This is a genomic window from Paenibacillus sp. ISL-20, assembly GCF_018613005.1.
Classification (GTDB): Bacteria; Bacillota; Bacilli; order Paenibacillales; family Paenibacillaceae; genus Paenibacillus_AQ.
Window position 1 is genome coordinate 1 of record NZ_JAGGRD010000080.1, and the last position, 14,452, is coordinate 14,452.

Consider the following 14,452-nt stretch of genomic DNA (forward strand, 5'->3'; position numbering starts at 1 on the left):
GTTGGACGGGTGGTTATGATTTGAAGAACGGCCAGCATAGGAAAACACATGCGATCAGAAAAAAGTACATGTTAATACACAGGTGTTGAATGTTATTGTGAAAGCGCTTTAGACTTTGAGGTGATGCGCTCAAGGGGGAAAGGGATATCCGGTTCACAAGGAGATGAGCAGCTCGAAATTCGAGCAGTTATTAGAAATGGCAAAGGTAAACAATCTGTAAGAAATATGGAAGGAAGCGATATGGATGAGAAGAAAATGGAGTTTGGTTTTGATGAGCGCGCTAATCGCCTTAACCGCGGTCGGCTGTAATGGTGCCAAGGAAGCGGATGGCGGAACCTCCGGTTCTTCCGGCGCTGCCGCTGATGGCAAGCTGTCTTTCACGATGTCCATGGCAACCAGCGGAAACAAACATGCCGAGCGTTCGAAGGACGTAAATGAAGAGAGATGGGTGAAGGAACTTGAAAAGCTGACCAATACGGATATTGAACTGACCATGCTGCCGCTGAAGGACTTCGACAGCAAAATGACTTTAATGTTTGCCTCTAATGATATTCCTGATGTCGTTCAGAACGTGGGAGGGGCTACAAGCAAGGGGATGTCCGGTTCCGTAGAAGCAGGCGTATTTATGCCGCTTGACGACTTGCTGAAGGAGCATGCTCCGAATTTGATGAAGAGCGTGCCGAAGGAAGCCTGGCAGGAGACAAGCTATGACGGCAAAATTTACGGAATACCGGCATGGCTGTCCAATCCGTCCCGGAGAGGGCTGTATATCCGGACCGATCTGCTGGAAAAGACAGGGCTCCCGGCACCAAAAACGGTGGATGAATTTTTGGACGTAATGCGTGCGATGAAGAAGGAAGGTGTCGAGTTCCCATATCAAATGCGGGAGAACTTTAAATATGCCGACACGATTCTGGGAGCGTTCGATGCGCTGCCATCCCAGTGCGAACTGCAGAACGGGGAGGTTGTTCCCAAGTTCTTTGACGTGGAAAATATGACGAAGGCACTGGAGACCTATAAGACCATGTACGATGAAGGTCTGATTCCCAAAGATTTTGCGACCCTGACCTCCAGTGACTATGGCAAAAACATTGAGAGCGGTAAATCCGGCATGTGGTCCGCCAACGCCCAGCTTCTGGCAGGCTTCCGCGGCAAGCTGAAAAATGCCGTACCAGACGCCAAGGTTGATATCATTGCATCGCCGCGCGGTCCGGAGAACACCGGAGGCCATCTTCTGTATCCAAGCATTAATACATCCTACTATATTAATAGCAAGGTTTCAGAGGAGAAGGCCATCGGCATTATCAAGTTTTTTGACTGGATGCTGACGCCGGAGGCGGAGACATATTTCTCATTCGGCATTGAAGGTGAAACTTACACCCGGGAGAATGGCGCGATCAAGTTCACGCCTCCATCCACGCCTGAAGCCATGGATGAAGACGGTTTCCGCAGCATGTTCTGGTTCGTCCACGATATGGTGTACAACAAGGCAAAGGAAGAGCTGACCGAGGATGGACAGGACATGATCAAGTTCATGGATACGGTGGTTTTCAAGGAAGGGCTGGGGTCGATCCGCTTCTCCCCGGCATTGGACGCGTATTCCAAATATCCGGATACCGCACCGCAAGGCGATGACGTGGGGCCGAAGCTGGTTCTCGATCATATGATCAAGATGATTTATGGCAGAGAGCCGATCTCGGATTGGCCGAAAGTGATTGAGGAATATAAGAAGAAGGGTGGCCTTGAGATTATTAAGGAAACCACAGACCGCTACAACGAAGGGAAGGGCGTTGTCATCTCGGAAAACCGGAAATAACCGATTCATGAAGAGAAGGAGATGTTCACATGAGCTTGCATGATATGAGCGGCAAACAAGCTGTATTCTTCGAGCAAATCATGGGGCTGCCGGTCTTCGATACCCATACCCATCTTATCGGTGACCGGCTTGGCGCAAGGGACTTTTGGGAGATCGCCCATTACTTCTGGTTCTACCGAGAGTTGCAAGCCGGTGGCTACCCGGATGAAGCGGATAAATTGCCAGAGGCGGAGCGAATTGCTGCTTTTCTAAAAGCCTATCAATCAACGAGAAGCACGCTGATGAACTGGGTATTCACCTCCATTATGCGTGAATTATACGAAGTCACCATCAAGGATGAACATTCGGTGCGGGAAGCTATGGCTCGCGTTGGGCAAGCGTCCGCCGAAGAGGGCTGGGCACAACAAACGGCAGACCGGATGAACATCCGCCGGTTTGTCGTGAATCATCCGGAACATGCAACGTTTCAAGGCATGCGGGATGATGCCGTATTGATCCCCAGGATTGACGGCGTGCTGGGTCCATGGGTTGACCGCATCGTGCAATCTAATGATCCGGCCAGGACTTTTCTGGATGTGGGAGGCGAGATTGACCTGCTGCTCGGCGGATTTCGCGAAGCAAGCCTCCTGGGCATCATGACAACGCTGCCGCGGTATGAATCGAGTTCGAACATCCGTAAGGAGATTGGACCGGCAAGCGGGTGTGACGACATTCTGATGGAGCTGCTGCACGTCATATGTAGTGCTGCGGAGCGGAACGGCCTGCTCGTACAGCTGTTTCTGGGAGTAGAGAGGTCGTGGTGCGGTGCGGCGTTCCCGGCCAACGATACAGAGCGGATTCTAAAGCTGACTGCTTTGTTTGAGTCGTATCGTTGTGAATTTGAGCTTGTGCTTGCATCGGAACTCAACAATCTTGATGCGGTGCAGGCAGCCTGGAATTTCCCGAACGTTCATGTCGGCGGCATGTGGTGGTTCAACTTCCGGGCGAGCACCTACCGGGACAGCATGCAGTACCGTCTGGAGGCACTCCCGGCAAGCAAGAGTTCGATTATCGTCTCCGATGCCCGCTGCATGGAATGGAGTTACGGCAAGATTTTGCTTGTGAAGAAGCTGGCTGCCGAGTTTCTGTGGGAACGGATCCTATCTGGGTGGATCGACGAAGAGACGGCGCTGCATACGGCACATGAATGGTTCTACGCGAGTGCTATGAGACGCTATGGCATTCGTTCGGGAGGTATTTGAGGGAAATAGGTTGACATATCGATAATTCTCGATATAATGATACGTATGAAACCAATCGAAGTTTTTAAAGCGTTGTCGAATGAATCGAGGCTTGAAATATTGCAGTGGCTCAAGGAACCGGAACAACATTTTACACCCCACGAAGGGATTGATATGAGGAAAGTCGGGGTATGCGTAAGCCAGGTCACCGAGAAACTGAATATGACGCAGTCCACCGCATCGCAATATTTATCGATTCTGCATCGGGCAGGTTTGATCAAGACGGAGCGGCTTGGAAAATTCACGTATTATAAGCGGGATGAAGAAGTTATCCAGGAAATCGGAGAGTATTTGAAGCAGGAGATATAACGCAGGTACTGAATGATTCCTTAAGAAATAAGGAATATTCAGTCTTGCACCGTACAATATATCTACATATTGCGATATGTCTTTTTATTGGTTTAACATATCGACAATTCACGATATATAAATTCAAAATAAAGGTGGAATTTGCAGTTATGACAGGTGCTTGGAAGATTTATTTTTTGGCTATCGTCAGTTTTTTAGTGGGAACATCAGAGTATATTATATCGGGAGTTTTGGATAAAATTGCGGATTCGTTAGGAATTACGATAACCGCTGCTGGCCAGCTAATCACGATTTTCTCTTTGGTATATGCGATCTTGACCCCTATTCTTATGGCGCTGACCGCTAGAGTGGAGAGACGGAAGCTGTTGGTTTATTCATTGGGTATTTTTGTGATCGCGAATCTATTGTCATTTGCCCTTCCGGGGTATATTCCGTTTGTGATTGCGCGCGTTATTATGGCGATGGGCGCAGGGATGGTAGTTGTAACGGCACTCGGGATTGCCGCCAAAATCGCGCCGCCGGGTAAACAGGCGAGTTCAATCGCTACGGTTGTCATGGGCTTCACAGCTTCCCTGATCATTGGCGTCCCCCTCGGTCGTGTCGTAGCTGCTGTTTTTGGATGGAAATCCGTATTTGGTTTCATTGCCATTCTAGGGGTTGTTTCCATGATCGTGCTGCATAAGGCGATTCCGAAAACAAAAGGAGATGCTCCCGTGCCACTGCTCCAGCAATTTGCGCTGCTCAAAAAGACTAAAGTCGCACTCGGTTTGGCGATCACGTTCTTCTGGCTAGGCGGGTACTCCATTGCCTATACGTACCTGTCTCCTTACCTTCTTCAAGTCAGCGGCCTGAACGAAGGTCTGATTAGTGCAGCATTGTTTGCCTTTGGCATTGCCAGTCTCATTGGCTCCAAGTTCGGTGGATTCAGTACGGATCGATGGGGAGTACCGCTCACATTAACCGGTGGTATGATTCTGCATATTCTTGCGTTAATCGTTCTGAATTTTACCCATGCATCCGTATCTGTCATCTTCGTGTTTGCGATTCTTGTGATATGGTCGTTATCCGCCTGGTCTTCGGGTCCGACGCAGCAGTATAACCTCGTCCAGTTGGAGCCGAATTCATCCGGGGTTATGCTAGGCCTGAACCAGTCCGTGATGCAGCTCGCTATGGCTGCTGGCGCAGGCATCGGAGGAGTTGCCGTGGAGCAATGGTCCTTATCGTCCATCACCTGGATCGGTGCCGGGGGCGTTGCTATAGCCGTGGGAGTGTCGTTAGTACTTTTCCGATTAGGAAAGCGGGAGAGCACCGAGCGCGTGCCATTGGAAGCTTAATGTGAGTAACCGCTGGTGACAGCTATGCTGTAACGGCGCCTGATATGCAGCATCTTCAAACAAGGTCGGAAAACGAAAGAATATTTAAGACATAACCCCCTTCTCCAGAGATGAAAGGGACATCAATTTGACGCCCCAAAATGAGAAAGTTTATGCTATGATCAATGGATGGCGGAAAATTTGGTTCCAAATTTTGCGAAGGAGGAGATGCGATTGGCTAAGCTTAAAGATATCGCCGAGCGAGTCGGGGTATCCATATCTACGGTTTCGCGGGCCATCAGCAATGATGCAAGCCGTCCGGTCAGCGAGGATACCAAGCAGAAAATCCGGCAAGCGGCGCTGGATCTTGGGTATAAACTGCCTGAGTCATCCAAAAGCGTACATGATAACGGCATGGCCGATAAGCGGGTTGTCTGTGTCGTGCCCCAAAACCTGATGGACGACCACCCGTATTTCTCAACGGTTCTAGCCGGTTTCCATAAAAAAATGGAGGAACTCGGACAGCCCCCGGCGATCGTTCGTACATGCGAGGAAATCGGCGATGCGGACAAAATAAGCCTCATGCTTAGGGAGACAGGAGCTCAGGGGATTGTAGCCGTCAGCTGGTACGACAAGGAGCTGTTTGAACTGATACAGCAGGCCGGGGTTGCCATCATGGGAGTGAGTTTGAATGATGAGCGGCTGACCGTGCCCGTTGTAGACTGTGACCGGATTTTATCAGCGAGGGCAGCCGTGCGCCACCTGATTGACCAGGGGCACACGCGAATCGCTTATATCGGGGGGCCAGCATATTCCAAGCAGATGGAGAGCGAAGAACGGTATGTCGGATATAAATTCGCTATGCTGGAAGCCAACCTGGGAGTGCGCGAGGAGTGGCTGATGAATACCGGATGGAATGTGGATCGGAGCTTCAGCAAGATGTCCGAGCTATTGGGAGGGCTTCCCAAAGAGCAATGGCCAACGGCTGTTTTTTGTGCCAGCGACATGCTTGCCATTCCAGCCATGCGTGCCGTTGTCGAGAATCAAGGTCGCATACCGGAAGATATCGCAATCGTGGGGATGGATAACATTGATGTAGCCCAATATACAACGCCTCCATTAACCTCGGTTTCCGTGCCCAAATACGAGATCGGCAGGGTGGCTGCCAAATCCATCGTGGATTATTTGGACGGACATTTCAAGGTGGCAACCAAAATATTACTGCCATTCTCATTGATTGTTCGGGAGTCCTCTAGTTTCACAAGAGAGTGAAATTAACTGACTTATTATGTACGATTAGTTGACATAAAAAGATAAAAAAAGATCATCGAACAGCTGTCGGCTTGAAATCCGACAGCTGTTTTTTGCGGGTTTTACCTAAAGTTTGAGGTTTTTGCGCCAAAAAAATCCAAAAAGTGTTTGACAATGCCATATTGCTATATTATTATGAGTGAAAATCAACGATATGTTTGGAATAGATTTTCTGATTTTGGAATTCAAAATAAACGACACTTCGCATATTTTCACCTTATTTTTGTTTGCGCTTTCATTTCTTTTATATAAATAGATTATGAAAATAAAACAACTCCTCTTAATTAATGAATTAGGCCCTGCGCTTGCTCAGCGTTATGCCTTTCATATACCAATATATATCCAAATATAATCGGAGAATAACCAAATAAACATCCAAAATAAATCCAAGAAATCAAATAACACCTGACTTGTTCGGGTTTTATTTATAAATAGTATTGCGTTACTATATCTAACATTTAGTGCGCTCCAAAAACCATATTGGCTAACGGATAGCTTGAGGTGGTGGTAGCTTAGTCATATGACGGATTGCAGAGAAAAGGAGGGAAATCATAAACGAGTACTTTTTACACTTATTTCATGGGAAAGGAACGAATCCGCTGAATGAGTGGATACCCCATGCCTTGTTGGCATGTCAAGATCGCTTTGCTAGTGAAACGAGGTTAACCCAATCCCATACATACGAGGTGATGCTCATTGGCTAATACGACCCTGCAGCCCGCAGCAAACGCGGTACCCGAAACAAAACGTAAGCGCTTACTGTGGAATCGTATCTTACGCAATTGGCAGCTTTATGCCCTGATTTCACCGGTCATCGCCTATTACATTCTGTTCCAGTATGTTCCGATGTACGGCATCCAGATCGCCTTTAAGGACTTTATAGCAACGAAAGGGATATGGGGCAGTCCGTGGGTCGGAATTGAGCATTTCGATCGATTTTTTAACAGTTATTATTTCTGGCGCCTGATCAAGAATACGCTGGGCATCGGTTTATACAGCCTTGCGGTCGGTTTTCCGATCCCGATTATTCTGGCTTTGCTTATGAACGAGGTTCGGGCAGAACGTTTCAAGAAATTCGTGCAGACCATCACGTATGCTCCTCACTTTCTGTCTACCGTGGTCGTTGTCGGGATGATGATGATTTTCCTGTCGCCCCGCTACGGCATCATCAATCATTTTATTGAAATGTTTGGCGGTCAGCCGATCAATTTCATGACGGAGCCCTCCTGGTTCAAATCTCTGTACGTTCTATCGGATGTATGGCAGACCATGGGCTGGAGCTCCATTATCTATTTGGCAGCCCTTGCCGGCATAGACAACCAGCTGCACGAAGCTGCGCGTGTTGATGGTGCGACCAGGCTTCAGCGCATATGGCATATTAACATCCCAGGCATTATGCCAACGATCATCATCCTCTTGATCCTGAACATGGGCAGCATTATGGGGATCGGGTTTGAGAAGGTGCTCCTGATGCAAAACAACCTGAATATGGAGAGCTCCGACATTATTGCCACCTATGTCTACCGAATGGGGATTCAGAATGCCGAGTACAGTTTCTCCGCAGCCATCGGATTGTTTAATTCCGTCATCAATTTTGTACTGCTGGTTGTCGTGAACTTTATTTCGAAGCGCGTGAGCGAGACCAGTCTTTGGTAAAGAGGGGAGCGAAAGAGCCATGCAAATTGAAACCAGAGGGGACCGCATTTTTAATGTTATCAACTATACGATTCTGATCCTGGTCACCATCATTGTTATGTACCCGCTGGTCTTTGTGCTCAGCGCATCGTTTAGCGACCCGCAGGCGGTTCTGAGGGGCGAGATGCTGCTGTTGCCCAAGGGAGTCAACCTGAATTCCTATGTGAAAATTTTCCAGAACAAGGATATCATCAGCGGCTTTACCAATACGCTGGTGTATACGTCGCTTGGCACGTTCATTAATCTCACAATGACCATCCTTGCAGCCTATCCGCTGTCGCGGAAGGATTTTGTCGGGCGAAATGCCATCATGGCGCTGCTGGTCTTCACGATGTTTTTCAGCGGAGGACTCATTCCGACGTACTTGCTGATCAAGAACCTCGGCATGCTGAATACGCTCTGGGTCATGATTATCCCGAATGCTGTATCCATCTGGAATATCATCATTATGCGTACCTTCTTTCAGCAGTCCATACCCGGTGAGCTGCAGGAGGCCGCGACGATCGATGGATGCTCGAACATTAAAATTTTGACCCGGATTATACTGCCGCTGTCCATGCCGATTATCGCGGTGACCATTTTGTTCTATGCGGTCGGTCATTGGAATGCGTTCTTCAATGCACTTCTGTATTTATCGGATAAAGATAAATTTCCGCTGCAGCTCATCCTGCGCGAAATTCTGATTCAGGGGCAAACGAACGACATGGTCAAAATGTCGACCGAATCGGCGATCAAGCAGCAAAGGGAAGTGGAGGGCATTAAGTACGCGGTGCTGGTCGTGGCTAATATTCCCGTGCTGGCGCTCTATCCGTTCCTGCAGCGGTATTTTGTCAAAGGCGTTATGATTGGGGCCATCAAAGGATAAATCCTTGCATGGATATATGGATGGAACATGAAAAGGGGAGGATTACGGATGAAGCTGAAGCAATGGGGAAGTCTTCTGTTGACCTGCATGTTGTCGGTATCGTTGACGGTGGGCTGCAGTTCGAAAGGTTCGGGAGGAACGGCTGAATCGGACTCCGCGGGTGAAGGGAAAACAGCGATGAATGAGACGGGGTTTCCGATTGTCAATGACAAGATGACGGTGACCGGTTTTGCCGGAAAGTTCTTTGCCAACGCGGATTGGAACAACATCAAGCTGTGGCAGGAATATGAGAAAATGACCAATATCGAGGTACAGTGGGACACGGTGCATAAAGACAATTTGGCGGAAAAACGCAACCTGCTGCTAGCCGGCGGTGATTATCCGGAAATGTTCTATGCTTCCGCATTCCCGAGAGCAGATCTGCTGAAATACGGCAAGCAGGGCGCTTTTATCCCGTTGAATGACCTGATTGATCAATACGCGCCGAATTTTAAAGCTTTGATGGAGAAGTATCCGGTCATCGAGAAGGGGATTACGATGCCGGACGGCAACATTTACGGGCTGCCGACGCTGTTTGATCCGGAGTTCCGATCCGTGCTGTACGGAACGCCGTGGGTGAAGTCGGAGTGGCTGACCAAGCTTGGCCTTCAAGAGCCGCAGACGCTGGATGAATTCTACGATATGTTGAAGGCGTTCAAGGAGAAGGATCCGAACGGCAACGGCCAGAAGGATGAATATGCCTGGGGTGGTGTGGGAACCGCCGGCATCGTCAACTATTTGCGCGGTTCGTTCGGCCTCAATTATCACGGAACCTCGAACATTAACGTGGATACCGATCCGGCGAGCGGAAAGGTCCGGTTCATTCCGACGGATCCAAGATACAAGGAACTGCTTCAGTTCGTGAACAAACTGTACAAGGACGGCCTGCTGGAACAGGATATCATGTCCGTGAAGAGCACGGAAGTGGACGCCAAAGGCGTGGAGGGTCTTCTCGGCGTCGTTGATAATGTGGACCCGGTCGCCATTTACAACCAGGAGGGTTATGTAGGGCTTCCGGTATTGAAGGGGCCGCACGGCGATCAGATGTTCAGCGCCACGGGCTCTCCGCTGGGGAACATCGGGATGTTTGTCCTGACCGATAAAGCGAAGAATCCAGCCGCGCTAATTCGCTGGATGGATTACTTCTACAGCGACGAGGGCATCCGCATGTTTTTCATGGGCTGGAATGACGAAACGTATAAGGAAGATGCAGAAGGCAATGTAGATTACGTGGACGAGATCAAGAACAATCCGGACGGTCTCAGTCTGGACCAGGCGGTAGGGCAGTATCTGATATGGCCTGGCGGATATTATCCGGGCTTCGTGACGCAGAAGTATTTCAAGGGAGCGGAAGGCCTGCCGACGTCCGTAGAGAATGCAAAAAAAGCCGAGCCGTACGTCATACCTCAGGACAAGGTCTGGCCGCCGTTTAACTTTACGGCCGATGAGCAGTCCGAGCTTACCAGTATCCAGACCGACATTAACACGTACGTGGATGAGATGCGGGATAAATTCATAGCTGGCAACGAGTCCTTTGATAACTGGGACCAATATGTAGCTAACCTGCAAAAAATGGGATCGGAGCGCTATCTGGCCATTTACCAGTCCGCGGCAGACCGATATACCAAATAAATGCGTGTACCAGAACCTAAAAGGAGCGACATGATATGACACAATTGAAAGCCATATTGATCGGGGCAGGCGCGCGCGGCGCCGGGGGTTATGCCCCCTATGCCCTGGATTACCCGCATGAGCTGACCTTCGTGGCCGTAGCCGAGGCCGATCCGGCGCGGCGAATCCGTTTTGCCGAGAAGCATGGAATCTCGCCGGAGCGGTGTTATGAATCCTGGGAACCGCTGCTGGCGGAGCCCCGGCTTGCTGATATCGCCGTCATCTGTACGCAGGATCGCATGCACCATGGCCCAACCATGCAAGCTCTGGAGAAACAGTATCACGTGCTTCTCGAGAAACCGATGTCTCCGGAACCGAAGGAGTGTCTTGAGATGGAGCAGGCGGCCATTCGCAACAACCGGCTGCTGACCATATGTCATGTTCTGAGATATACCCCTTTTTGGAGTACCGTCAAACGCGTGCTTCAGGAAGGGACCATCGGCGAGGTGGCTTCGATCCAGCTGAACGAAAATGTGGGATACTGGCATATCGCGCACAGCTTTGTGCGGGGGAATTGGAATAACTCCGACAAGGCGAGCCCGATGATACTGGCCAAATCCTGCCATGACATGGATGTGCTGTCGTGGTTGATGGACCGGCCGTGTACGCAGGTCACTTCGTTTGGCTCCCTGGTGCATTTTCGGGAGGAGCAGGCCCCTGAAGGTTCGGCCGACCGCTGCCTTGATTGCCAAGTGGAACAGACTTGTCCATATTCGGCACCCCGGTTTTACTTGAGCGATCAATACAAGGGATGGGCGGGGCATTTCACCCAGGAGCTGACCAAGCCGAATATCATTCAAGGGCTTCGCGATACGGACTATGGCCGCTGCGTCTATCGGAGCGATAATAACGTGGTAGATCATCAGGTCGTCAACATGGAGTTTGAGGGCGGTGCCACCGCTATGTTCAGCATGTGCGGATTTACGTATGAACAGGAGCGCAGAATTCAGATCATGGGCACCCGCGGCGAGCTTCGGGGAGAGGAAGGCAAGATTACGGTTTGCGATTTTCTGACCGGACAGAAAACGGAGATTACGATTCCTTCGCAGTCCAGCGGACATGGCGGGGGCGACAGCGGAATTGTGGCCAGCTTCTTGAGAGAGGTTCGGAGCTATAATGGGCAGGAGAGCCTGACGTCGGCCAGTGCCTCCGTACGAAGCCACCTTATTGCGTTCGCGGCAGAGAAATCGAGGCTGAATCACGGCGAATCCATCAATTTGAACGAATATGCGCGGGAATTGATGGCTGAAGAAAATGCGGTGAAATAAATGGAATTATATTAAAAATACATCATATGAAAAATTCATAATAAACACCAAGAAGAAACACCGCCGATCTCGTGGATCCGCGGCTTCTTCTTTTTTATTTCACCTGATCAATGGACAGGCTGACTTTATAATTCCCGTACTTCAGAAGCTCTTCCAGAAAATCATTCAATTCCTTGGGCGAGCTGGCCCGTACCCTGAGCCAATAACAGCCCTCACCGCTGACGCGGTGGGTTTCGGCGACCATGTCGTGGGACTGAACAAAGGATAAGAAGGGAGAATGAGCCGTATTTAACGCCAAGAACATGGTGATAAAAGCATGTACGGTCAGACCGATTTTGTCCGGGTTCCAACGAAGCGTAAAGCCTTCAATGACACCCAGATCCTGCAGCTTACGAACACGGGCCCCTACGGCTTGTCCCGTCAAATGCACCCGCTCTCCGATGGCTTTGTGCGACAGGCTAGCATCCTCCAGCAGGTGATGTAATATGCGAAGATCGACTTCGTCGAGTTCATGAGCGCTTGGCATGGTCATATCCTTTCACGATGAAAGTGAGTCCCCCTAATTCCTTTCACGAAGCTGTAGGCGGGAATATCAGCGTTCTCTATAATGGGTTCAGAACCATAATAAATGATGCAAAGGGGAAATGAAAGTGAAACTTCAACTTATACGTAATGCTACGTTAAGAATGCAGTACGCCCATCTTGAACTGCTGGTCGATCCGATGTTTAGCGATGCTAAGGCGAACCCGCCGGTCATCAACTCCGCAAATGACAGACGGAATCCGCTTGTACCGCTGCCGTTCTCCGTGACTGACAAGCTCCATCCGGACGTGGTGCTGGTTACGCATCTGCACCCGGATCACTGGGATCAAGCTGCTATTGATGCACTGCCAAAGACGACGCCGATCCTGTGTCAACCGGGGGACGAGGATACCTTGTCATCGCAGGGCTTTACGTCCGTGACGGCAGTCCAGGAAACCTTGGAATATGAGGGGGTTACGATAATCCGAACCGGCGGTCATCACGGCACGGGTGAGATCGGTCAGATGATGGGACAGGTATCCGGTTTTATTTTGAAAGCAGAAGGACAGCCGACCTTGTATATAGCAGGCGATACCATCTGGTGTGATGAAGTGAAAGAAGTTTTGGATGCCCACAAGCCTGAAATGACGGTTGTCAACGCCGGCGGTGCCCGGTTTCTCACGGGAGATCCGATCATCATGGATGAGGACGATGTGATCGAACTGCTGCACCATGCTCCCTATACGAAGGCGGTTGCGGTCCATATGGAAGCCATCAACCACTGCCTTGTGACAAGAGAGGGGCTGTCCGGTCGTCTGGCAGCGGAAGGGCTGCGCGCCAAAATCGAAATTCCGCAGGATGGCGAATGGGTCGAATGATTGCCCGGCATTCTAATCCTGACAGTCGTTCCCATGACGGTGTATAGCGGAACCACGATATGCTCGGACATTACCAAAGGGGTATACAATCGTTTTCGAACGCTGCCATTTTGGCAGCCCGCCTCCGTGCTTGGTTCCATCCTGACGGATGGTTTACGCTATACGGTCGGCGTTATCGTTGCTCTGGGTACAGGGCTTGCGCTGGGTTTCCGCCCCGAGGGCAGCGTCATCCAAATTGTACTCGCCATTGCTTTCATCCTATTTTTTGCATTCAGCGTCAGCTGGATATTTGCGCTGATCGGCGTCGTGGCCAAACGGCCGGAGACGGTTTCGGGGTCCAGCATGATTGCGATATACCCGCTGCTGTTCGCCAGCAACATTCTGGTGGATTCGTCGACGATGCCAAAATGGACGGGCATTCTCATCGATCTGAATCCGATCAGTATGGCGGCAACCACCATCAGGGGACTGATGAACGGCACGGCAACCATGCCTGTGATTATGACCGGAATTGGAGTCAGCGTGCTGTTTATCGCTATTTTCACCCCGCTTACACTGTATCTGTACCAGACAAAAAACGAGCGGTAATAGGCACAAAAAAACCAGGTTTGCATGAGCATGCAGCCTGGTTTTTCATCGTACGTCCAGCATGGGCGTCATCTCTAGGGTGAAAGTCCCGAACGGGGGCTGGCGAGCGCCTACCGTTAGCCAAAGGCAAGGGTGTCCGTCGCGAGGCGGAATCTGAAGGAAGCCGGAGGCAAAAGCACGGGTCAAGGTACACGAACTGGATTTGAGGCAGGGATCGCCGGATGAGTTGCCTAAACACAACGAAATCCTAAGCCGCCAAGGACTATTTCTGTAAACTCCAGTGGTCGCGGGCAGAAAGATGGCGTTCTTATCTGGGGAGGCCTGCGGGAGAAAAAAAAAGCGAAGTCACTTCGTAACCGTAACCGAGAGGTTACGCTGAACCCGCAGGAGTCAGCAGAGGCCATAGTACGGGAGTACGGGACGCCGGAAACCGGAAGGGCCGAACCGAAAGGAGAGAGGAAACCGATGCGTTCGCATGAAGAGCAACGACAGCAGAACATCTCGGAAGAGAGCTTACGGCAAAGAGAAGCGGTGAAGCCGTCAGGGTATGCCGGAGTGCCGAGTTCTTCGTCGGCACAAGTCGCCACTTCCTCTCGCGAAGATCAGAACGATCTGCTGGAGCGAATGTTCGAAGGAAACAACCTTCGGCTCGCTTACAAACGGGTGGTCCAGAACGGCGGAGCACCTGGTGTGGACGGAGTAACGGTAGCCGAGCTACAAGCTTACCTGAAAACGCACTGGGAAACGGTGAAAACCGAACTCCAGGCAGGTACCTACAAACCCGCGCCAGTCAAACGGGTGAAAATCTCCAAACCCGGAGGCGGTGTACGGTTGCTGGGTATCCCAACCGTGATGGATCGCTTTCTCCAGCAAGCGCTTCTACAAGTGATGAATCCG

General features: G+C 50.5%; 12 protein-coding genes and 1 pseudogene. 12 read left to right on the top strand and 1 reads right to left on the bottom strand.

Translation table 11 applies throughout. The features are described from left to right. Positions 1 to 244 precede the first annotated feature (244 nt). From J7E85_RS33085 to J7E85_RS33125, 9 genes are all read left to right on the top strand, one after another. On the top strand, positions 245 to 1,816 hold the full coding sequence (locus J7E85_RS33085) for an extracellular solute-binding protein (RefSeq protein WP_215164197.1): 1,572 nt from the start codon (positions 245 to 247) through the stop codon (positions 1,814 to 1,816). 29 nt (positions 1,817 to 1,845) lie between these two features. Next, positions 1,846 to 3,057: a glucuronate isomerase gene (locus J7E85_RS33090; RefSeq protein ID WP_215164198.1), complete on the top strand. Its 1,212-nt coding sequence runs from the start codon at positions 1,846 to 1,848 to the stop codon at positions 3,055 to 3,057. Between the two features lie 45 nt (positions 3,058 to 3,102). Beyond that, on the top strand, positions 3,103 to 3,405 hold the full coding sequence (locus J7E85_RS33095; protein ID WP_076324483.1) for an ArsR/SmtB family transcription factor: 303 nt from the start codon (positions 3,103 to 3,105) through the stop codon (positions 3,403 to 3,405). Between the two features lie 149 nt (positions 3,406 to 3,554). Beyond that, positions 3,555 to 4,739 carry an MFS transporter gene (locus J7E85_RS33100; RefSeq protein WP_215164199.1) on the top strand — a complete coding sequence of 395 codons (1,185 nt, stop codon included), beginning with the start codon at positions 3,555 to 3,557 and terminating at the stop codon, positions 4,737 to 4,739. 213 nt (positions 4,740 to 4,952) lie between these two features. Continuing rightward, entirely contained in the window at positions 4,953 to 5,990 is a 1,038-nt protein-coding gene (locus J7E85_RS33105; protein ID WP_215164200.1) for a LacI family DNA-binding transcriptional regulator, read from the top strand. Positions 5,991 to 6,725: 735 nt separating this feature from the next. Continuing rightward, positions 6,726 to 7,685 carry an ABC transporter permease gene (locus J7E85_RS33110; protein WP_215164201.1) on the top strand — a complete coding sequence of 320 codons (960 nt, stop codon included), beginning with the start codon at positions 6,726 to 6,728 and terminating at the stop codon, positions 7,683 to 7,685. A 19-nt stretch (positions 7,686 to 7,704) separates the two neighbouring features. Then, positions 7,705 to 8,589 (top strand): carbohydrate ABC transporter permease, encoded by an 885-nt coding sequence (locus tag J7E85_RS33115; protein WP_215164202.1) that lies wholly within the window; start codon positions 7,705 to 7,707, stop codon positions 8,587 to 8,589. A gap of 48 nt (positions 8,590 to 8,637) precedes the next feature. Further along, the gene (locus J7E85_RS33120; protein ID WP_215164203.1) at positions 8,638 to 10,260 is read left to right on the top strand and encodes an extracellular solute-binding protein; all 1,623 of its coding nucleotides are present in this window, start codon (positions 8,638 to 8,640) and stop codon (positions 10,258 to 10,260) included. A gap of 35 nt (positions 10,261 to 10,295) precedes the next feature. Next, complete coding sequence (locus J7E85_RS33125; RefSeq protein ID WP_215164204.1) at positions 10,296 to 11,567, top strand: Gfo/Idh/MocA family protein; 1,272 nt, start codon at positions 10,296 to 10,298, stop codon at positions 11,565 to 11,567. A 94-nt stretch (positions 11,568 to 11,661) separates the two neighbouring features. On the opposite strand, the gene J7E85_RS33130 is transcribed toward J7E85_RS33125, so the two are convergent. Further along, positions 11,662 to 12,093 (bottom strand): Lrp/AsnC family transcriptional regulator, encoded by a 432-nt coding sequence (locus tag J7E85_RS33130; protein ID WP_215164206.1) that lies wholly within the window; start codon positions 12,091 to 12,093, stop codon positions 11,662 to 11,664. A 124-nt stretch (positions 12,094 to 12,217) separates the two neighbouring features. On the opposite strand from J7E85_RS33130, the gene J7E85_RS33135 reads away from it, so the two are divergent. The 3 genes and pseudogenes from J7E85_RS33135 to J7E85_RS33145 all read left to right on the top strand — a co-directional run. Further along, positions 12,218 to 12,967, top strand: coding sequence for an MBL fold metallo-hydrolase (locus tag J7E85_RS33135; RefSeq protein WP_215164205.1), 750 nt, complete (start codon positions 12,218 to 12,220; stop codon positions 12,965 to 12,967). Continuing rightward, positions 12,968 to 13,555 carry an ABC transporter permease gene (locus J7E85_RS33140; RefSeq protein WP_285228866.1) on the top strand — a complete coding sequence of 196 codons (588 nt, stop codon included), beginning with the start codon at positions 12,968 to 12,970 and terminating at the stop codon, positions 13,553 to 13,555. It abuts the gene before it with no gap. 465 nt (positions 13,556 to 14,020) lie between these two features. Next, a pseudogene (locus J7E85_RS33145) lies at positions 14,021 to 14,452 on the top strand (group II intron reverse transcriptase/maturase); the annotation flags it as partial.

Coding starts and splice junctions, on each gene's coding strand:
- J7E85_RS33095 (WP_076324483.1), top strand. CDS start 3,103: ATGAAACCAATCGAAGTTTTTAAAGCGTTGTCGAATGAATCGAGGCTT.
- J7E85_RS33120 (WP_215164203.1), top strand. CDS start 8,638: ATGAAGCTGAAGCAATGGGGAAGTCTTCTGTTGACCTGCATGTTGTCG.
- J7E85_RS33090 (WP_215164198.1), top strand. CDS start 1,846: ATGAGCTTGCATGATATGAGCGGCAAACAAGCTGTATTCTTCGAGCAA.
- J7E85_RS33115 (WP_215164202.1), top strand. CDS start 7,705: ATGCAAATTGAAACCAGAGGGGACCGCATTTTTAATGTTATCAACTAT.
- J7E85_RS33130 (WP_215164206.1), bottom strand. CDS start 12,093: ATGCCAAGCGCTCATGAACTCGACGAAGTCGATCTTCGCATATTACAT.
- J7E85_RS33085 (WP_215164197.1), top strand. CDS start 245: ATGAGAAGAAAATGGAGTTTGGTTTTGATGAGCGCGCTAATCGCCTTA.
- J7E85_RS33125 (WP_215164204.1), top strand. CDS start 10,296: ATGACACAATTGAAAGCCATATTGATCGGGGCAGGCGCGCGCGGCGCC.
- J7E85_RS33100 (WP_215164199.1), top strand. CDS start 3,555: ATGACAGGTGCTTGGAAGATTTATTTTTTGGCTATCGTCAGTTTTTTA.